General features: G+C 64.5%; 19 protein-coding genes. 4 read left to right on the top strand and 15 right to left on the bottom strand.

What is annotated here, in order from left to right; translation table 11 throughout:
- Positions 1 to 40: 40 nt before the first annotated feature.
- Together ABWO90_RS02425 and ABWO90_RS02430 are read right to left on the bottom strand one after the other, a co-directional pair.
- Positions 41 to 952: a LysR substrate-binding domain-containing protein gene (locus ABWO90_RS02425; protein ID WP_353189589.1), complete on the bottom strand. Its 912-nt coding sequence runs from the start codon at positions 950 to 952 to the stop codon at positions 41 to 43.
- 304 nt (positions 953 to 1,256) lie between these two features.
- Positions 1,257 to 2,552, bottom strand: a complete 1,296-nt coding sequence (locus ABWO90_RS02430; protein ID WP_353189590.1) for an MFS transporter — start codon at positions 2,550 to 2,552, stop codon at positions 1,257 to 1,259.
- A gap of 246 nt (positions 2,553 to 2,798) precedes the next feature.
- On the opposite strand from ABWO90_RS02430, the gene ABWO90_RS02435 reads away from it, so the two are divergent.
- Positions 2,799 to 3,650 carry a hypothetical protein gene (locus ABWO90_RS02435; protein WP_353189591.1) on the top strand — a complete coding sequence of 284 codons (852 nt, stop codon included), beginning with the start codon at positions 2,799 to 2,801 and terminating at the stop codon, positions 3,648 to 3,650.
- A 128-nt stretch (positions 3,651 to 3,778) separates the two neighbouring features.
- Here the strand turns inward: ABWO90_RS02435 and ABWO90_RS02440 are convergent, their stop codons facing one another.
- The 3 genes from ABWO90_RS02440 to ABWO90_RS02450 all read right to left on the bottom strand — a co-directional run bounded on the left by ABWO90_RS02440 (position 3,779) and on the right by ABWO90_RS02450 (position 6,765).
- Positions 3,779 to 4,252, bottom strand: coding sequence for a DUF934 domain-containing protein (locus tag ABWO90_RS02440; RefSeq protein ID WP_353189592.1), 474 nt, complete (start codon positions 4,250 to 4,252; stop codon positions 3,779 to 3,781).
- On the bottom strand, positions 4,242 to 6,248 hold the full coding sequence (locus ABWO90_RS02445) for a DUF2849 domain-containing protein (RefSeq protein WP_353189593.1): 2,007 nt from the start codon (positions 6,246 to 6,248) through the stop codon (positions 4,242 to 4,244). Before ABWO90_RS02445 ends, ABWO90_RS02440 begins: the two co-directional genes overlap by 11 nt.
- A gap of 193 nt (positions 6,249 to 6,441) precedes the next feature.
- A complete protein-coding gene (locus ABWO90_RS02450) occupies positions 6,442 to 6,765 on the bottom strand; it encodes a hypothetical protein (RefSeq protein WP_353189594.1) in 324 nt (107 codons plus the stop codon).
- 295 nt (positions 6,766 to 7,060) lie between these two features.
- Between ABWO90_RS02450 and ABWO90_RS02455 the strand changes: the two genes are divergently transcribed.
- Positions 7,061 to 7,306: a hypothetical protein gene (locus ABWO90_RS02455; protein ID WP_353189595.1), complete on the top strand. Its 246-nt coding sequence runs from the start codon at positions 7,061 to 7,063 to the stop codon at positions 7,304 to 7,306.
- Positions 7,307 to 7,340: 34 nt separating this feature from the next.
- Here ABWO90_RS02455 and ABWO90_RS02460 read toward each other — a convergent pair whose 3' ends face one another.
- Positions 7,341 to 7,703 (bottom strand): hypothetical protein, encoded by a 363-nt coding sequence (locus ABWO90_RS02460; protein WP_353189596.1) that lies wholly within the window; start codon positions 7,701 to 7,703, stop codon positions 7,341 to 7,343.
- Between the two features lie 250 nt (positions 7,704 to 7,953).
- On the opposite strand from ABWO90_RS02460, the gene ABWO90_RS02465 reads away from it, so the two are divergent.
- Positions 7,954 to 9,042: a helix-turn-helix transcriptional regulator gene (locus tag ABWO90_RS02465; RefSeq protein ID WP_353189597.1), complete on the top strand. Its 1,089-nt coding sequence runs from the start codon at positions 7,954 to 7,956 to the stop codon at positions 9,040 to 9,042.
- A gap of 60 nt (positions 9,043 to 9,102) precedes the next feature.
- Here the strand turns inward: ABWO90_RS02465 and ABWO90_RS02470 are convergent, their stop codons facing one another.
- The 9 genes from ABWO90_RS02470 to ABWO90_RS02510 all read right to left on the bottom strand — a co-directional run bounded on the left by ABWO90_RS02470 (position 9,103) and on the right by ABWO90_RS02510 (position 18,592).
- Positions 9,103 to 10,701, bottom strand: a complete 1,599-nt coding sequence (locus ABWO90_RS02470) for a GGDEF domain-containing protein (RefSeq protein WP_353189598.1) — start codon at positions 10,699 to 10,701, stop codon at positions 9,103 to 9,105.
- Between the two features lie 21 nt (positions 10,702 to 10,722).
- Positions 10,723 to 11,484: a YoaK family protein gene (locus ABWO90_RS02475; protein WP_353189599.1), complete on the bottom strand. Its 762-nt coding sequence runs from the start codon at positions 11,482 to 11,484 to the stop codon at positions 10,723 to 10,725.
- A 137-nt stretch (positions 11,485 to 11,621) separates the two neighbouring features.
- Complete coding sequence (locus ABWO90_RS02480; protein ID WP_353189600.1) at positions 11,622 to 12,668, bottom strand: ABC transporter substrate-binding protein; 1,047 nt, start codon at positions 12,666 to 12,668, stop codon at positions 11,622 to 11,624.
- A gap of 60 nt (positions 12,669 to 12,728) precedes the next feature.
- The gene (locus ABWO90_RS02485) at positions 12,729 to 13,865 is read right to left on the bottom strand and encodes an NAD(P)/FAD-dependent oxidoreductase (protein ID WP_353189601.1); all 1,137 of its coding nucleotides are present in this window, start codon (positions 13,863 to 13,865) and stop codon (positions 12,729 to 12,731) included.
- A complete protein-coding gene (locus tag ABWO90_RS02490; RefSeq protein WP_353189602.1) occupies positions 13,858 to 15,327 on the bottom strand; it encodes an FAD/NAD(P)-dependent oxidoreductase in 1,470 nt (489 codons plus the stop codon). Before ABWO90_RS02490 ends, ABWO90_RS02485 begins: the two co-directional genes overlap by 8 nt.
- Positions 15,320 to 15,727: a (2Fe-2S)-binding protein gene (locus ABWO90_RS02495; protein ID WP_353189603.1), complete on the bottom strand. Its 408-nt coding sequence runs from the start codon at positions 15,725 to 15,727 to the stop codon at positions 15,320 to 15,322. The genes ABWO90_RS02490 and ABWO90_RS02495 overlap by 8 nt, the downstream gene beginning before the upstream one ends.
- A 23-nt stretch (positions 15,728 to 15,750) precedes the next feature.
- Positions 15,751 to 16,545, bottom strand: coding sequence for an ABC transporter permease (locus tag ABWO90_RS02500; protein WP_353189604.1), 795 nt, complete (start codon positions 16,543 to 16,545; stop codon positions 15,751 to 15,753).
- A gap of 39 nt (positions 16,546 to 16,584) precedes the next feature.
- Complete coding sequence (locus tag ABWO90_RS02505) at positions 16,585 to 17,490, bottom strand: ABC transporter permease (RefSeq protein WP_353189605.1); 906 nt, start codon at positions 17,488 to 17,490, stop codon at positions 16,585 to 16,587.
- Positions 17,483 to 18,592, bottom strand: a complete 1,110-nt coding sequence (locus ABWO90_RS02510; RefSeq protein ID WP_353189606.1) for an ABC transporter ATP-binding protein — start codon at positions 18,590 to 18,592, stop codon at positions 17,483 to 17,485. The genes ABWO90_RS02505 and ABWO90_RS02510 overlap by 8 nt, the downstream gene beginning before the upstream one ends.
- A gap of 297 nt (positions 18,593 to 18,889) precedes the next feature.
- Between ABWO90_RS02510 and ABWO90_RS02515 the strand changes: the two genes are divergently transcribed.
- A complete protein-coding gene (locus tag ABWO90_RS02515) occupies positions 18,890 to 19,750 on the top strand; it encodes an IclR family transcriptional regulator (RefSeq protein ID WP_353189607.1) in 861 nt (286 codons plus the stop codon).
- Positions 19,751 to 19,784 lie beyond the last annotated feature (34 nt).

Genomic DNA, 19,784 nt, shown 5'->3' on the forward strand with positions numbered 1-19,784 from the left:
AGTCTCTGCAAGAGCAATCAGGGGGACAAAGTGGACGGGTTCAAGCGCCGCAGCGCGCCGCAACGTCGGCAAAGCACCGGTCGCGCGACTCGCGCATGAACGCGATGAAGGTGCGGCACACCTTCGAGAGCGGCCGATGCCGCGGATACAGGAGGCCCACGCCGAAGTCGAGGCTCGGTCGCAGCGGCCGTGCCACCACGCGATCGAGGTTGGCATGTACCGTGAAGGGATCGGCCAGCGCAACGCCCATCCCGAGATGGACGAACTCGCTGACGGCCTGCAAATACGATGTTTCGAGCGACGTGATCCGGCGCACGCCATGCGCGTCGAAGAACTGGTCGACGTGATGCCGCACCTGGCAGACGTTCGTCATCGAGATGAACGGCAGCCCGTCCATATCGCGCGGCTGCAATTCGCGCCGCGCAGCGAGGGCGTGGCCCGGCGGCAGGATGGCGTAGTACGGCACGCGGCAGAACTCGTCGACGGCGAGATCCGTTCGTGAAAACGGCAATTCCGCCAGGCCGAAATCGGTCTGCTGCGCGGCGATCCAGTCTTCCACGCGCGTCGACGACTGGATCTCCAGCGAGATGTTCACACCCGGGTACTTGTCGCAGAACGCCTTGATGACGCCCGGGAGGAAACTCATGCCCAACGCCGGCATGCAGGAAATGGCGATCTGGCCGGCCCGGTTCTGCCGAACATCCTTCGCCAGCTCGCGAATCCGTTCGTACGAGCGGTGCGCGTGTTCGGCCTGCTCGAAGATCAGTTGCCCTTCCGGCGTGACGACCAGCCGGCCGTTCGCCCGATCGAAGAGCGTGAGCGACAGCGAACGTTCGAGCTGGCCGATCAGCCGGCTGACGGTCGATTGCGACGTCGCAAGCATTTCCGCAGCCCCGTTGACGGTGCCGGCCATGACCGTGGCGCGAAACGCTTCCAGTTGTCGAATGTTCATCGTGAACTCCTTGGCACGCGGCAACGAGAGACAGCTCGTGACCGGTTCGTGAAATCATCTTGGCCCAGCGACGGCGTGCAGACAATGACATCAATAAGCGCAGTCATTGCAAAAACTGCATACGGTCGACGCACCGGGGGGCGGTAGATCGGCAGTGGCGCAAGCAGCCACAAAGCGCGCCGCGAACGCACGAAAGCCCGACGCCCCAAAGGGGCCGTCGGGCTGAACTTCAACGCTTCAATACGATACGAACCGGACTGTGCGGCGCCCCGAGTTGGCGGCCCGGGAGCCGCCGTGCGCGGCGTTACGTCACGTGTTTGCGGCTGGCGTACAGCCCGATCAACGCGAACACCGCGATGATCACGATGTAGTACGCCGGGGCCATCACGCTACCGGTGGCCTTGACCATGAATCCGACGACCAGCGGCGTGATCCCGCCAAAGAACGTCTGTGCGATCACGTAGGCGATCGACACGCCGGTCGTGCGGCACGACGTCGGGAACAGTTGCGAGAGCAGCGAGCCGATCGGCGCGTAGTAGAAGCTGTAGAAGACGACCGACAACGTGCACTGGAAGATGGCCAGCGTGAGCAGCGACGGCGAACGCGTGAGCATCTGGAACAGCGGGAAGACCAGGATCACGCCCAGCACCAGCGCCGTGCGCATGACCTTGACGGTCCCCAAACGGTCGGCCGTGATCCCGCCGAGCATGGGCACGAGCGTGCAGACCACGCCACTGCATATGGAGGCGATGAACGCGTCGTCCTTGGTCAACCCCAGGTTGTTGATCGCGAACGTCGGCATGTAGAGGTTCAGGAAGCTGGCGACCACGCCGGCCGCGGCCACCACGGCACCGATCAGCACGAAGCGCTTGTGCGAGCGAAAGGTCTCGGCGAGGGGGTTCTGTACTGTCGTGCCCGTGCGTTTCACATTTTCGAAGTCAGCCGTCTCCTCGATCTTGGAGCGGATATACAGACCCACCGGACCGATCAGGCAACCGAACAGGAACGGCAGACGCCAGCCCCATGCGTTGATCTGGTCCTGCGACAGGAAGTGGTTCGAGAAGTAGGCAAACAGCGACGCGGCAAGCACCGCCAGGCCGGACGCCGAGAATTGCAGGCTCGCGAAGAACGCCTTGCGCGAGGCGCTTTGCTCCGTCAGATACGAATTGGCCGTGCCGAACTCCCCTCCGACCGAAAAGCCTTGCAGCAAGCGGCCCGTCACGAGAACGACCGGCGCCCAGAGGCCAATCGAGTCGTAGGTCGGCGTGACCGCGATGAGCACCGTGCCCGCCAGCATCAGCATGGCGGCAAAGCTCAACGTGTTACGGCGCCCGACCTTGTCGGCCATGATGCCCAGCACCACGGCGCCGACCGGTCGGATCAGGAACGAGCTTGCAAACGTCATCAGGCTGAACAACAGCGCCGACTGCGGATCGCCCTGCGGGAAGAACAGCTTCGAGATGGTGATGGCATACATCGCATACACCAGCAGGTCGAACCACTCGAAGAACGTGCCGAAGTTCGCCGCGATGACGTCGCGGGTCCGGCTGCCCTTGCGGGGTTCCCGGGTGATGTAACAGCCGATTTTGGTGGTTTCCATGTGCGACCTTCCAGAGCGAGACGTTGCAGTGATCTGAGCCTGCATTCTGGGCAGCCGAATTCGGTGTCGATATTAGAGATTTCACCTATGTGAAATTTATCGACATATTTCGGTGAAATTTCCGTCTCATTGAAATTTCCGTGAAACGCCCGTCCGGACGTCATGAAAGATCCTTGAACACATTAAATATTTACCGGGGGCTGCCGTTATTGCTGTGACGGTTTACTACGGAAGATCCACTTCACCATGCACCTGAAACTACGATACGGCGTCGCCACCGCCCTGCTCTGCACGTTGCTCGCCGGTTGCGAGGACTCGGACGTCGGGACGGTCAAGGCCGCTGCCGTGCCGGTCGACGCCACCCACACCTACGAATCGGCATTGTCCGAGCGCGCCGCCTGCAAGCAAGTCAGTTGGAAAGCCTTCAAGGACGAGAGCAACCGCCAGGCGGTCGAGTATCGTTGCGAGTTGAACGACGCCGTCGCCGAACTGCAGAAGGTGCGCGACGCGCAGATCAACGACATCAACGGGTATCTCAAGGCGAGCACCGAGAATCTGAGCCGGGCCATCGACGGTGCCGCGGGCGACAGCGCGCGTTACGCAAAGCTGCTCGAGGAGAAGAAGGCGGTACTTCAGCAGATCGACGAGAAAAGCCAGGCGCAGCTCGCCGGCATGGATGGTCCGTCCGCCTTGAAGGCCAAGCAGGTGTGGGACGCCTCACGCGAGTACGCAGCGTCCGAAGTCGCTCGCTATCAGGCCGAACTGGACAAGGCGAACTCGGGGGCGAACACGGCGTCGCTCCAGGGCTCACTGGAAAGCTATCAACAACGGTACGCCAACGACATCGCGAACCTCCACCGTCAATATGACGGCGTGAAATCGGTGACCGAAGTCATTCGCTGGGCTGTGCGCGACAAGACCGTCACGCCCACCTACCTCGGCTTCGACATCGATTCCGAGCAGGGTATGAAGCACAGCGACAAGTCGACGCAGTTCGCAGGCTATCTCAATCAGATCGTGCGCACTCGCGGTCAGGACTACGTGGCGCTCGTCGCGCCGAATCTGCTGGCGGGCATTCCGTCCACGACCGGTAAGTAACGATCGGCAAGTGACGGTCGGCAAAATGCCCGGCCATAAAAAATGCCGCCAGTCTGAATGGCGGCATTTTTTTGCCCGGATGCCTGGCGTCGGCCGGCCGGGCGATCCGGCGTCGAGCGAGGCCTTCGTCAGGCCGTCAGCCGGGCAAGCAAGGTACGCGGGCGCGCAGCGCGTGCCGTAGCGGCCAGCGCCGCCTCGTGCCAGCGCGCCGTAGGCACGTCGGCGGGCGAGAGCAGGCTGTCGAAGCCGCAGGCCCACAACATGGCCAGTTGATCGGGTAGCAACGGACCGGCGGCACGTATGGCACCGCCGAATTGCCACTTGTCGCGCAGCACCTTCGCCAGCGTGAAGCCGCGCCCGTCGCGCGTCTTCGGAAACTCGATCACAACGAGTTCCAGCTGGGGCAGGAACGGCGCAATGCGCTCCGGATCGTCATGTCCCTGCACGCGAATACCGGCCGGCGCCGTGCCCTGTGCGTTCGCGGCGAGCCAGGCGTCCAGCGGCAGGACATCCTTGTTGCCCGACTCGGCACCCGCGGCGGCCTCGTCGGCGACATACGTCCAGGTGTCTGCAGCGGGCAGTCCGTTTCGATCAATCAACATGCAAAGCTCCCTTGAATTCTTCCGCGCCCACACGGCCGAGCGTATCGATGAAGCGCTCGCCCTCGTGACGCAGCGCGCGATAGCGATCCAGAATGTTCTCGATGACCTGCGGCACGGCTTCGTAGCTCACGCCCGGGCCGAGAATCTTGCCCACCGCCGCGTTGTCGTCCGCCGAGCCGCCCAGCGTGATCTGGTAGTTTTCCTTGCCCGCCTTGTCGACACCCAGAATGCCGATATGGGCGACGTGATGGTGTGCGCAAGCGTTGATGCAACCTGACACATTGAGCGTGACCGGCCCGATGTCGCGTTGCTGCTCCTCGGTGAAGCGCAGCGCAATACGCTGCGCCACCGGCACCGAACGCGCATTGGCGAGCGCGCAATAGTCCAGGCCCGGGCAGGCGATCGCGTCCGAAATCAGACCGATGTTCGGCGTCGCCAGTCCGGCCGCTTTCAATTGCGACCACAACGCATACAGTGCCTCGCGCTGTACGTGCGGCAGCACCAGATTCTGTTCGTGCGTCACGCGCAACTCGTTGTACGAATAGCGCTCGGCCAGATCGGCCAGCACCAGCATCTCCTGCGAACTCGCGTCGCCCGGAATTCCGGCGGCGGGCTTGAGCGAGACCACGGCGCTGATGTAGCCCGGCACCTTGTGCTCATGCGTACACGTGTCGACCCAATGGCGGAAGGCGGTGTCCTCGGCGTAGGCCTTGTCGAACGTCGCGGATGCGGCAGGCAACGTTGCGAACTCGGGCAGGATGAAACGTTCGCGAATCGCCGCCACCACGTCGTCGGACAGCGGCTGATGCGTTTGCGCAATGCGCGCAAACTCTTCCTCGATCATCTCGATGAACTTCGCGGGCTGCATCTCCTTGATCAGGATCTTGATGCGCGCCTTGTAGATGTTGTCGCGACGGCCGAGTGCGTTGTACACGCGCAGGATCGCCTCGACGAAGCGCAGCAGATCGCTTTCTGGCAGCCAGTCGCGCACCAGCGTGCCGACGATCGGCGTGCGTCCCAGGCCACCGCCGGCATAGATCTGGAAGCCCACTTCGCCCTGCTCGTTCGTGCGAGCCAGAATGCCGATATCGTGAAAACGCACTGCCGCACGATCCGTCTGACCACCGGTGATGGCGATCTTGAATTTGCGCGGCAGATAGGTGAATTCAGGGTGGTCGGTCGACCATTGACGCAGAATCTCCGCGTACACGCGCGGATCGACGACCTCGTCTTTCGCGGCGCCGGCGAACTGGTCGGTCGTCACATTGCGAATGCAGTTGCCGCTCGTCTGAATGGCATGCAGGTCGACGTCTGCGAGTTTCGACAGGATTTCGGGGGCGTCGGTCAGCGTCGGCCAGTTGAATTGCAGGTTCTGACGCGTGGTGAAGTGGCCATAGCCCTTGTCGTAACGATTCGCCACGAACGCGAGCTGGCGCAACTGAATGGCGCTCAGCGTGCCGTAAGGGATCGCCACGCGCAGCATGTAGCCGTGCAGTTGCAGGTACAGACCGTTCATCAGACGGTAGACCTTGAAGTCGTCTTCGCGAAGTTCGCCGCTCAGGCGGCGCGCAACCTGCAGGCCGAAGTCGCGGGCGCGGTCCTTGAGGAATTCCCGTTCGGACGGATCGTAACGATAGATACCGGCGTGCTCGGGCGCCACGGTGAGGGCCGGTGCGTCGGCCAGCGTGGCTTGTGTGGCGGCATCGGCTGCCTGCTTGCCGAGGTCGGCGCGCACCGACGGGCCACGCGAGCGAAGTTGCTCACGGAAGTCGACGGGCACCGGGCCCGCCTGCCCGACCTGCGCCGGTCGCGGCATCGGATCCACGATCCGGTTGGCCGCCAGTGCGGCCTGCGCCGCGTCCTGTGCCGAAGCGAGCGCCGCTTCGTCGAACACATGCGCTTGCGCCAGGTCGTCGACCCATTGGTGTTGCTTGTCCAGCCAGACGACCAAGCCGTCTTCGAGCCGGTTCGCCGAAATCAGATTGCCTGCATTCATTCCACGCTCTCAATGCCTGTTGTTTTGTGGTCGCACTTCGCGAGTCGACCGGCAGGCTATCAAGCGGGGCGGGAATATACGACCATTTAGAAGTTATTTAGACATTACCTGACGTTGTTTGGGCCCGGCCCGCGGGCGCGACGCCTTGCCCGGCGGGGGCAGACGGCAGACACCACGACACGCCCAAAGGCGTTCAGTCGGAAATCGGAATGTAGGCGCGAAGGGCGAATCGGGCGTCGGGCATGACAACGAGGCGAGCTTCGACAACGCGTGCGCCTTCGATTTTGGCGAAGACCGGGAGCACGAAAACGCAGTCGAAGACGCGCTGAATGGTGGGCTCGGCGTTCGCCTCCACCGCGTGAAGGCGCATACAGCGCAGCCGGTCGAGAATGAAGCCCCGGATGTCCTGATCCGAAGGCATTTCAACGCCGATGGTGTGGGCGAACTCGTCGTGCGCGAATTTCCGGACGAGGTCGACGGTTTCGTCGAGATTGGCTTGCACGGCAACGACTTTCATGGCTTCCCCGATGACGAATGTCTGCGTCCAATACCCTGCGATACCTTGCGGTGCACACCGATGCCGGCGGTCGATTGCAGGCCGATGCAAGCGTCAATATTAGCAGGACTCCAAGCAGTGTTTCGCGCCCGCACGCCACGAGGTGCGCGTCAGTGAATCGGCCATTCACCGGGGCATCCGCGACACATCGATCCGATGAAAACCCAATGTAAATACTGTACAAAAACCACTGTATTTTTACACAGTACCCATGCTACATTGGCGCACATCACAACAACATCGTGAGTGACACATCATGAGCGACGCCAAATCCATCAAGTTCATCGTCGTGCCGTATCGCAAGAACAAGGACGGCGTACTACAACCGGGCGAGCTGCGTCAGGCGAGCACCGAGTTCGGCGCGGTACGCATCGCACAATCGATGGCCTCCGGTTTCGCCGGCATTGCCGCCTACGAAGTGCTCGTCGACGAAGAGGACGGCACGATGGACGCGCCGCGCATTCTCTTTCAGGACGGCGCCATTCCCGCGATGGCCGACTGAAGTCCCTCCCCGATCCGCCGATCGCCGGATCACTTCACTGCGCCCGCGTCGGACGCGGAATCGCGTCGAAGGTGCGGGTCTGACGCGGATGCTGAAGGTCGCGCGTGTCGAGCGCGCGGCTCGTGGCGGCCAGATCCTGCTCGCTCGGCCCGGTAGCGGCGCCATTGCGCGCGCTGGCCGTACGGTTGATGGTGGCGCTGGCGCTCTGGGCATCGGTCACGGCGGCCGAAGGCTGCCCGCCAACGGCCGACGCGGCCACGCTACGGGCCGGGGTCTGGTTCGATTGCCGGATGCTGCCGAGATCGCCGGCCCCGAGATACGACTGCGCGCTCGCTTGCCCGAACGTCAATACGCCTGCCAGACACACGCCGATGGCGAAGACTTTGCCGAGATTCATGAGGGCTCCCCTATCACGTTGAATGGCGTTCCGGGATGCCTGTGCGCCTGTGACTTCCTGCGCCCACCACGATCCCGACATGGCGGCATTGTCTCAAGGGCACCGCATTTTGTCGCCCGCATAAATCACAGTTGACGCTCCGGTCTTCCCCTATCAATTTCGACAGCCTGTTCTGCTACACTGCGCGAAAATGCGGGCCAAAGGCTCCACAGCGCAAAAGGGCAACCAAAAGCAATAACGGGGGGATCCCATGCCGGACGACATCGGTTTCCGACGGGCATCGGACGCGGTTCAGGCCGTAGGTGCCGGTCAGGCAGACTGGCTGGACGTTGTGCAGACGGCACGCGAGTTTCTCGGCGCAGATGCCGCCACGTTCCTATGCCACGACAAGCAGACCCGGTCGGTACGCTTTGTCGAACAATCCGGGCATGAATCGCGCCTCATCGAGGAATACGCGCGACACTTCTACCAGTACGACGACTCGACCCGCCGCTTCTGGGAGGCCCCGGCCGGCACATGGTTCGATTCTTCCATCGCCCTCAAACACGAATCGCCGAACGACCGCATCTTCTGGAACGAATTCATGCGCCCGCACCAGCTCCAGCAGTTGGTCGGCGTGGTGATCTGCAACGACGACGACGCGCTCACGGCATTGAGCATTCAACGCACACATGTCGCCGAGTCCAGCTTCGCGCACGCCGCGAAAGTCGCCGAATACGAGCGCATGCTCGCGGTTGCCTTTGCGGCCCGCCGCGCCGCCACCCGAGCGAGCCTCAACGCACTCAGCCAGATGCTCGATCCGACCCGCGAAGGTTTTCTCATCGCCTCACCGGACGGCTGGGTGCTGGAATGGGCGCCTGGCCTGGAAAGCTTGCTGGGCAGTGACGACAGCCAGCTCGTGCTCAAGCAACGGTTGCTCACGCATCGTCAACCGGAATGGCAGACGCGGCTGGTCAAGGCGATGCATGGCGTGAGCATGTCGCGCGAACCCGTGTCGATCGTGTTGCCCGACTCGTGGGGACATGCCTTCCGGCTCACGCTGCGCGCACTGGATCACCAGATGAATCACGGCCTGCGCTCGGCCGTGGGCGTGCGCATCGAGCGGCGCAGCATCTTCGATGTACCGACGGAGACCGCCCTGCGTCACCATTTCTCGCTCACCCAGGCCGAGGCAAGGCTGTTCCATCACCTCGTGGCAGGACTGACTATCGGGGAATGCAGCGAAGTGCTGAGTCTGGGCACGAGCACATTGCGCACGCAACTCTCGGCAATTCTGCGAAAGACCGGCTGCCATCGTCAGGGAGAACTGCTGCGGCTTGCGGCCATGCTCGCACCGTAGACGCGCCGATGGCACGGATGGCCCCGTCAGCCTGACACCCGAGGCGACCGACCCGCCGCATTACGACGTCGCGTCGCCTTTCGGATCTTGCTTTGCCTCATTCCCGGCGCCGCTGCCGCCCCCTGCCGCCTTGCCCAGCACGATCGTGCTGATGCGATTTCGACCACTCTGCTTTGCCACGAACAGTTGCTCGTCGGCCGCCTTCAGGATGGTTTCCGCGCTCTCGCACTCGCTCGCCAAGCCGGTGGCAGCCCCGACACTCACGGTCACCATGCCCCGCGCGCTGCCCTCGTGCGCAATGTGCAGACGTTCGACGTCACGCCGCACCTGCTCGGCCATGACCGCCGCCGTGGCAGCATCGGTGTCGGGCAGGACCACGGCGAACTCTTCACCGCCATATCGCGCGGCCATGTCGGCGTCGCGCCGGGTATGCCCCCCGATGTTCTTGGCGACGGCACGCAAGACGTCGTCGCCGACGGCGTGGCCATAGGCGTCGTTGAAGTGCTTGAAGTGATCGATGTCGACGAACAGGATCGACAACGGATTGTGACTGCGGCGCGCCCGCCGCCATTCACTCGCGAGCTTCGCGTCGAGCGCACGCCGATTGCTCAACCCCGTCAGGCCGTCCGTCACGCTCAGGCTCATCAGGCGCTCGGTCGCACTGACTCGCGTGCGTATGGCGGCCACGAGCAGCCACGAACCTGCGATCAACGTGGCAGCACAGGCCATGGCAATGACACCCAGCAGCACCGCGTGGCGCTCCCAGTCACGCAGGGTCGCTTGCGTCGAGGGCGTCGCGACCACATACATCGACGCGCCCGGCACGCGCACCGACCGGTAGGTACGCGCCCGAGCCCCCACGGGAAACGCCAGCGCATCGGCCAGATTGCGATCCTGCGTGGCGTTGCCGGGCAACTGCATCAGCGCGCCGGGGGGCGACCCCAGGCACGGATTGCAGGCCAGGATCGTGCCCTTCTCTTCCACGATATCGATCGTTTTCGCCCCGGCGGCATCGACGTCACCGATCAGCGCGCCCAGATGGTCGAGGCGCAAGGCGATCACGGCCACGCCGCCGAACGTATGATCGGGCGCCGCGATGCGACGCGTCAACGCAACCGACAACACACCGCCATGCGTGCGGGACGCATAGGGCTGCGAGATATACAGGCCGAGAGACGGATTCATCTCGTGCGAGCGGAAATAGTCGCGATCCGCCACGCTGATCGGGAGCTTCAGATCGGCGTCGAGCGGCGCCACGATGCTGCCATGCCGGTCGACGATGTAGGCGTCGTCGAGAAAGTCTCGACTGAGCGCCTGCCCGAAACGCACACGATCACGAATCCGTTCCGGAAACAACGCCGACTTCGGGTCTTCCGCTTCACGCACCATGTCCATGAGCAACGCGTCGTAGAGCGCAATGTTGCCACCCAGACTCGCGGCCACGACTGACGCCACGCTTTGCGCGCGCTCCAGCGCATAGGTGTAGCGCGCCTCGCGGTCGGCGCGCAGCAACAGGCCCACGCCGATCAGGATCGCGACGGCAATGCCGGTTCCCACCCAGCCGACCACCGACGGATACGCGTCGAACTTGTCGAACACGGCACGCAGCCGGCCCGACGTCCACGTCTTGAAGCGAGATACGCTCGAGCGATGGGTCATGTTGAATGGCCTTACGGGAGGTCAGCGCAACGGTTTGTGATGGTGTCGTGCGAGATCGTCGAGCAACGGCACGATGGCGAGCATGATGAGTACCATCGCCAGCGGGATCGTCGAGACAAACCCCAGATGTTTGAATCCGAGGGCGCCGGTCAGGCCACCCAGAAAGAACATGCCCAGCAGTGCACACAGCAGACGCAGCTTCTGCCGGTCGCCGATCACGCGTACGGCGTCGTGCGCCGCGCCCGCCCGGTTCCAGTAGCCCAGCTTGCCCAGTTCGATGCCGATGTCGGTGACCAGTCCCGTCACGTGCGTCGTGCGGATTTCGGCTCGGGAAATCTTGGTGATGATCGCGTTCTGCAATCCCATCACGTAGCACAGCAGCCCGACGGTCGCGGGTGCGAACAGCAAGCGATGCGCTTCGAGATTCGCGCCCATCATGCCGAACGTCAGCAGCAGCAGCGCTTCGAGCATGAGCGGCGCCGCGTATTCGCTATGGGTGTGGTGACGACGTCCCCAGTTGATCAGCACCGCCGAGGTCATGGCCCCGAAGAGGAAGGCCAGCAATGCGCTAAGGCCTGTGAGGACAAGCAGGACCTGGCCGAGCGCCAGGTTGTCGGAGAGCGACGCCACGATCCCCGACATGTGGGATGTGTACTGCCCGACAGCAAGGAATCCCCCCGCATTCGCCGCACCGGCGACGAAGGCGAGCGAGTACCCCAGACGCCGGTTCGCCGCGTCCGTGCGCACCGGCTGGGTAAATCCCCGAAGGTAATTGATGGGCATGACGCGTGAGTCCCGAGGCATCGCACTGCACGTATTCTAATGTGCGTTCACGTGTCACGGTGCGACCGCCCGAAGCGGGACCGGAAACCGGCCCCAACCCCTCACATTGCTTCACAACGGCCCATCAACACCGGCAATCACTGCTCGATCTGACGGTTCCAGCGTTGATCCCATTGCGCACGACGCTGGTTGATGGCATCCCAGTCCACGGTCTTGAGGTTCCTGGCCAGTTCGTCGATCTTGCCGATGCGCTTTTGCATCGCGGGCGGCACGCTCGCTTGCGGGTTGGTCGGGATGTACGCGCCTGCCGCCGCGGCCAGCGTCTGCCCCTTGGCCGACAGCAGGTACTGCGCGAGCTTCTGCGCCATGGCATTGTCCGGGCTGTTCTTCACCACACACAGGTCCACGAGCAATTGCACCGCCCCTTCCTTCGGCGCGACATACGCCACCGGAATGCCCTTGTCCTGAAGGTCGCTCACCGCCGTCGGCGTCAGCGGGAAGATGGCGGCTTCCCCGGTCTGGATCATTTCGGAGAGCTTCGCCGAGTTCGGGATGTACTCGACGACGTTCGGCCCCACCGTGCTCGCCCACTTGCTGAAGCCCGGCTCGACGTTCGTCTCGCTGCCCCCCCAGATGCGGTTCAGCGCCAGGAAGCCGTGCAGGCCGAACGTGCTGCTCGACGCCGACTGGAAGACGACCTTGCCCTTGTACTTCGGATCGGCGAAGTCGCTCCACGATGTCGGCGCCGTCCAACCCTTGTCCTTGAAGACCTTCGTGTTGTAACCGATTCCGGTCATGCCCAGTTGCACACCCGCGCCCATGTCGTCCTTCACACGGGCCGACGGCATCAGCTCCTTGAGCACCGGCGAATCGTCGAGCTTCTGGCACACGCCCATGCTGATGGCGCGCGCCATCACGCCGTCATCCAGAAACACGACGTGCATTTGCGGGCTGTTGCGGTTCGCCAGCAGCTTGGCCAGCACGTCGGACGACGTGCCCGGCACCACCACGACCTTCACGTTGTTGGCCTTCTCGAACTCCGGGAAGACCTGGCTCGTGTAAGCCTTTTCCATCGGACCGCCGTTCATGCCGATGTAGAGCGTCTTGGACTGCGACCAGGCCGCGCTGCTCGCGCCCAATGCCAGCGCCGCAGCGCACATGACGACCGTTCGGGTTAGCTTCATCGTGGTTCTCCTTGCGTTTTTCAGGGTGTAAGGAATGAGGGGTTGGGGTCAGGCACGAGGTCAGGCGGCCACGCTCATGCTCGCGAACCGGTCGACGGCGAACGCGGCGATCGGCGTGGCCGTCTCGCCCTGCGTGACCAGGTCCGCCAGCACTTCGCCCACGCCGGGGGCGAGCAGAAAGCCGCCGCCGGAAAAACCGAAGGCGTGTACCAGACGCGGTGTCGTGCGGCTCATGCCGATGATCGGGTTGTCGTCGGGGGTCTCACCTTCGACGCCGCTCCACGTGCGAATCAGCAACGCGTTACGCAGCGCAGGCAACAGCGCACAGGCCTCGCGCATGACCGCGCGCGTGGTGTCGGCCGAGGGCTGGGCGTATTCGCCGTTGCCGGTGCCCCGGCCGCCGCCGATCACGCAATTGCCGCGCTCGACCTGCCGCGCATAGACCCCGCCGCCATAGACGCCAAGGTTGTGGCCGATGAACTTCGGCAACGGCTCGGTCACCCACATGTTCGGATAGATGGCATGCATCGGCACGCGCTCGCCGAAGGCGCCGGCGATGTGATTCGCCCACGCGCCCGACGTGTTGAGCAGCCAGTTCGCGCTCACGCGCAGCGTCTCGCCGGTCTCGGGCTGCGCCGTCAACTGGAAGCGCACGCCATCGTGCATCATCGCCGTGATCGGCGTGCGCTCGCGCACGTCGGCCCCCAATGCGCGCGCGGCACGGGCAAACGCCGGCGACACGAGGCGCGGATTTGCGTGACCATCGCTCATGCACAGCGACCCGCCGACAGCGCCGTCGCCGATCCACGGGAAGCGTCGACGAAACGCGTCGCCACGCAGCACAGTGGTCTGCAAGCCGTAGCGGCTCGCCATCGCCGACCACGCGTCGAGCGGTTCGAGATCGCTCTCCCGGCGCGCCAGACGCAAGTGTCCGGAGCGCACGAATTCCCCGTCGATGCCGATCAGCTCGGGCAGCCGGTCCCAGATGCCGCGGGCGCGCATGGCGAGCGGCAACTGCACTTCCGGGCGGCCCTGACAGCGCACACCGCCGTAGTTCACGCCGCTGGCCTGCGCGCCGCAGTAGCGTCGCTCGAACAGGGCCACGCGCATGCCACGCTCGGCCAGCGCGCGGGCCGCCGCGGCGCCAACCAGGCCGCCGCCGGCCACCACCACGTCGTAATGCAGGGTCTCACTCATCGCGCGCCTCCTCGGGAATCGCGGCGACGTTGTCGTCGAAGAGCATGGGCGCAATCGGAATCGGTTTGATCGGCGCCTGCGCGCGCAGACGTCCCACCTGCGCCAGCGTCTGACCACTCGCTTCGGCGAGCAGGTGACAGGCAGCCTCCCCGCACATGCGCCCCTGACAGCGGCCCATGCCCACGCGCGTGAGCGCCTTGAGCCGGTTGATCTCGGTCACACCGTCGTGGCGCACGCAGTCGCGCAGTGTGCGGGCATCGACTTCCTCGCATCGGCACACCAGCATGTCGTCGGGCCAGTGCGCCGACGGGTCCTGCGGCAGGGCGAACGCCCGCTCGATCCCCTCACGAAAGCGTCGGATACCGGCCAGCTTGCGCTCGAGGGTCGCGGCGTCGGGTGCGTTCGCCATCGCACGTATCGCAGGTATCGCAGGTATCGCAGGTATCGCAGGGGATGGCATGCCCAAGTCTTCGAGCAAGGCCAGTGCCGTGCGACGCCCCGCGAGTTCGGCCGCGTCCGCCCCGGCAATCCCGGCACCGTCCCCCGCCAGATAGATTCCGGGCTGCGAGCTACGGCCGGCCGCGTCGCGCTCGGGCAGCCAGCAACCATCGAGCGTGTCGAAAGCGAAGCGGCAACCCGCGAGATCGGCAAGCTGTGTCTCCGGGCGCAAACCGAAGCCCAACCCCACGGCCGTACAGGCGAGCGTGTGCTCGCGAGTGCCGCGACGCCAGCGAATCGCGCGCACACCGGCCGTCCCGTCGATGCCGTCAAGCGAGACGCCATGCTCGATGCGCACCCCGCGAGCGCGCAGCCATCCCACGTAGTAAAGCCCCTTGGCAAAAGTCCCCGGCTGGCGCATTAGCTGCGGCGCAGCCTTCGCCTGCCGGGCGAACGTGCTCGTGTCGAGCACGGCAGCCACGTTCGCACCGGCTTTGACGTATTGATAAGCCACGAGATACAGCAACGGTCCGGTGCCCGCGAACACGACGCGCTCGCCGATGGCGCAGCCCTGCGCCTTGAGTGCCACCTGCGCGCCGCCCAGCGTGTACACGCCCGGCAGCGTCCATCCCGGCAGCGGCAGTACGCGATCGGTCGCGCCGCTAGCGATGATCAGATGCGTGAAGGCAACCGGCGTGTCGCGACCGCCGTGCATGGTGTGAAGCCGTTTCGGTCCGTTCGGATCGCACGCCCACACGAGCGTTTCCGGCCGATAGTCGACCTTCGGCAACAACGCGGCCATGGTCTGGTGGATGGCGTCGGCCTTGGCGGCTTCGAAGCCGTACAACGTCTGTGAGGCCCGCGAGAAGCCGGCGCCCACAGGCGGCTGACGATAGATCTGTCCGCCCCAGCGCGCGTTCTCGTCGAGCACGACCGGACGCAGTCCGGCGGCCACGAGCGTCTGCGCCGCGCGAATGCCCGCGGGCCCGGCGCCCACGACGACGATTTCGGCACGCTCAGTCATGCGCACCTCCGTGGGGGTCCCCGACATCGGCCGCGCGCGTGAGCACGCGCATGCCGGGCTGCACCGTCGTCGAGCAGGCGCGCACGCGTGCGAGTTGGGCGTCGTCCGCTGCGCTCGACACCGGCGCGCAGCGCACCCAACAATCCTGACAGGCACCGATCAGGCAGAACCCGGCGCGTGGGGCGCCTGTGAATTCGCTGATGCGCACGTGGCGTTGATGCGTCAGGATGGCCGTGAGCAGCGTGTCGCCCGCGAGCGCCTGCACCGGCTTGCCGTCGAGATGGAACGTGACGGGCGCACGCGCGGTCTCGGCCAGACGCGTCAGTTGCGCATGACCCGGTGCCTCCGGCAGCGGATGCAAAGCGCTCGGGTCATGCAAGGGAGAAGAGAAGCGGGACATGAGGATCGTCTGGGTGCGCGGATTCAGTGCTGGCCGATGAGAATGCGGTTCAGGCCGTAAATGCGATCGAGCAGCAGCATGGCGCCGAGCGTCACGGCGATGACGAGCGCCGAGACCGACGCCATCATCGGGTCGATCGATTCGGTCGCGTACATGTACATGCGCACGGGCAGCGTGATGGTCTGCGGCGACGTGATGAAGACCGACATCGTCAGCTCGTCGAAGCTGTTGATGAACGCGAGCAGCCATCCGCCGGTGATCCCCGGCAGGATCATCGGCATGGTCACACGACGAAAGGTCGTCCACGACCCCGCCCCCAGCGACGCGGCGGCATGTTCGACGCTGCGGTCGAGCCCGCTGATCGACGCGAGCACGAGGCGCATGATGAACGGCGTGACCACGATCATGTGGGCGAAGGTCAGCGCGCCGAACGAGCCGGTCACGCCGAGCATGGCGAAGAAGCGCAGCAGCGCAATGCCGAGCACGAGGCCGGGAATCACCAGCGGCGAAAGCAGCAGACCGTTGAGGAAGTTGCGCCCCGGAAAGCGCGAACGGCCGATGGCCAGCGCGGCAGGCAGCGCGATCGCCAGCGAGAGCGTGGCCGACAGGAACGCGAGCTTCAGGCTGGTGAAGAACGACGCGATGAAATCCGGATAGTCGAGAATCGCGCGGAACCAGCGCAGCGAAATGCCACGCGTGGGCAGCGACAGCGTCTGCTCCGGCGTGAACGCGACCAGCACCACGATGATCATCGGGGCGAGCACGAAGAGGATGACGAGCGCGTGAAACGCGAGCGCCAGGGGACTGTTTTTACGCATGATGGCGAGTGGGTTCGGTTCTGCGGAAGGCGACGCGTCTTAGCCCATGCTGCGCGAATAGCGGCGCTCGAGCAGACGGTAGTACGTCAGCATCACGATCAGGTTCGCAACGAGCAGCAACACGGCGATGGTCGCGCCCAGCGGCCAGTTCAGCGAGCTGAGGAACTGGTCATACACGGCGGTGGCCGCCACCTTGAGGCGGCGTCCGCCCAGCAGACTCGGGATGGCAAAGGCGCTCGCCGACAGGCCGAACACCATCAGGCTGCCCGACAGGATGCCCGGCACCAGCTGCGGCAGCACGATGCGGCGCAGCGTGGTGGCCTGCGACGCCATGAGCGAGAGCGCGGCGTTCTCGGTCTGCGGATCGAGCCGTTGCAGCGATGTCCACACCGGAATGACCATGAACGGCAGCATCACGTGCACCAGCGCCACGACAATCGCAAAGTGGGTGTATTCGAGCTTGTAGGGCCCCATGCCGACGAGTGCGAACGCCTGATTGATCAGACCGCCCGAGCTGAGCAGCATGCTCCAGCCGAACGCGCGCACGACGATGGACACGAGCAGCGGCGAGAGAATGACCAGCAGGAAAAGGGAGCGCCACGGATCGCCCATGCGCGAGAGCACGTAGGCTTCGAACGTACCGACCACTGCGCACACCGCCGTGACCGTGAGCGAGATGCCGAACGTGCGCAGGAAGATCGTGTGGAAGTACGAATCGAACAGCACTTCCCGGTAGTTCTCGAACTGGAACGCCGCGATCGGTCCGCTCGCCGGATCGAATTGATAGAACGTGAGCGCGAGCGTCATGAGCAACGGGATCAGCACCAGTGCCACGAAGAGCAGCATGGCCGGCGCACTCATGACCCACATCGGCAGATAGGCGTGCCACGGCGCGCGGGCCGTGGGCAAAGCGCGTGGGCGCGTCGCTTGCAGGGTCTCAGCCATGGGCACGCTCCTGGGCGCCCGCCGCCCCCGGCGAAATGAAGCGCACCGCTTCGGCCTGCCAGTCGAGGCCCACCGGCGCACCTTCGGTCAGCGGCTCACCGCCTTCGTTCTGACAGCACACCAGCACTTCACCCAGCGCACTGTCCACGCGGTAGAGCCACTGGCTGCCAAGGAAAAAGCGACTCGTCACCGTCGCGGACAGACGGCCGGCGGCCGGGGCGCACAGCCGCACCTTTTCCGGACGCAGGCACAGCGTGATCGCGTCGCCCACCGCCATGCTGCGCTCGCGCGGCGAGAGTTCGGCGAGTGAGGCGCGTTGCGTCAACTGCGCGCCGAGTTCGACATGCAGATGTTCGCCGTCGCGCGCCGACACACGGCCCACGAGCATGTTGGCCTTGCCGATGAACTGCGAGACGAACGGCGTTTCCGGCCGTTCATAGGCGCGATACGGTGTATCGACCTGCGTGATGCGTCCCGCTTCCATGACCACGACGCGGTCGCTGATCGAGAGCGCCTCGGACTGATCGTGCGTGACCATGATCGTGGTCGTGCCGATCTTGCGCTGGATCGCGCGTAATTCGAACTGCATGTCCTCGCGCAACTTGGCGTCGAGGTTGGACATCGGTTCGTCGAGCAACAGGACGGGCGGTGCGATCACCACCGCTCGGGCGATGGCCACCCGTTGACGCTGACCGCCGGAGAGCTCGCGGGGGAAACGATGACCGAGCGCGTCGAGCCGCACGAGGGCGAGCGCTTCGCGAATGCGGTCCTGCCGCTCGGCCTTGTCGACGCCGCGCATCTCCAGCCCGAAACCGACGTTGTCCGCGACCGTCATGTGCGGGAACAGCGCGTAGCTCTGAAACACGATGCCCAGGCCGCGCTTGTTCGGGCGCATGTGCGTGATGTCGCGTCCGTCGAGCGTAATGCGTCCGGTCGTGGTTTCGACGAAGCCCGCGATCATCTGCAACGTGGTGGTCTTGCCGCATCCCGACGGGCCGAGCAACGAGACGAACTCGCCTTTCTCCACCGAGAGATTGACGTTCGAGACGGCATTCAGCTCGCCAAACGTCTTGGAAACATCCGTCAAAGTCAGGAAAGACATGGTCACGACCTTCGGGCGCGTGCGCGCCGCCAGAAATGCAATTGCCTCGAACAGTAGCGAGCCAAATTGCCGGTCGCAAGACGATGATTCCGTGAAATGAGATAAATTTTATGTTTATTTCAATTGACGGAATATTTCACAGATGGAATGCGAGTTTTGTTTCGCACTACCACCTCGGGATAATCCCTAACTCCCAGCAAATAATGGATGTTTTTTCCGAATTCGCACCCTGCGGGCCGTTTTCAATTTATATCGCCGTGCGCTAGTATTCCGTTTGACGGAATATTCGAGACCCTGATGAACACCTCCGATTCAACTCGCGCGCCCACGCCGGACGCTGCCGGCGCGGGTATTCTGCAACGCACGTTTGCCGTCATCCGGGCACTGGGCGACGCCAAACCCGAAGGCGAGCGCGTCACGCACATCGCCAAGGCCGTGGGCCTGAGTCAGGCTACCGTGCACCGGATCCTGCACGCGCTCATCGCCGAGCATGTGGTGGAACAGGACGAAACGTCCAAGTTGTATCGTCTGAGCATCGACTTCTTCGCAATGGCCGCACAAGCCGGCAATCCGAGTGGCATGCGCACCTTGTGCCGGCCGTCGCTGCTGCGCCTGTGCGCGAGCCTCGGGGACACGATCTTCCTGCTGGTGCGAAGCAGTTTCGACGCCGTGTGTCTCGACATGTGCGAAGGCCCCTTCCCGATCCGGTCGTTCACGGGCGACATCGGCGGGCGGGTGGCACTCGGCGTCGGCCAGGGCAGTCTGGCGATTCTCGCGTTCCTGCCCGAAGCGGAGCGCGAAGAGATCATTCGCTTCAACGTGCCGCGGTTGCGCGGCTACGGCGTGCTCGACGAGGTCTATCTGCGCACCGAGATCGAACGCGTGCGGCAGTTGGGATATGCGGGCAGCAACAGCGGCGTGCTCGACGGCATGGCCGGGGTGGCCGTGCCGGTGTTCGACCGCACGGGGCACGCGGTCGCGGCATTGAGCGTGGGCACGCTCGCGGCCCGTCTGTCGCAGGACCGTCTGCCGATGGTGGTGGAGTTGCTGCGGCGCCAGGCCGAACTGATCGGCCCGCAGACCAACCCGTTCGACGTTGCCATGCGGCGTCCGATGCATGGCCTCACGCGCACGCTGACCACCGAGCCGCTGGCCTGACACTTCCTGCGGGTCGGCACCGCGTTTACGGTGA

It is taken from the genome of Pandoraea pnomenusa (assembly GCF_040391475.1).
GTDB classification, from domain to species: Bacteria; Pseudomonadota; Gammaproteobacteria; order Burkholderiales; family Burkholderiaceae; genus Pandoraea; species Pandoraea pnomenusa_C.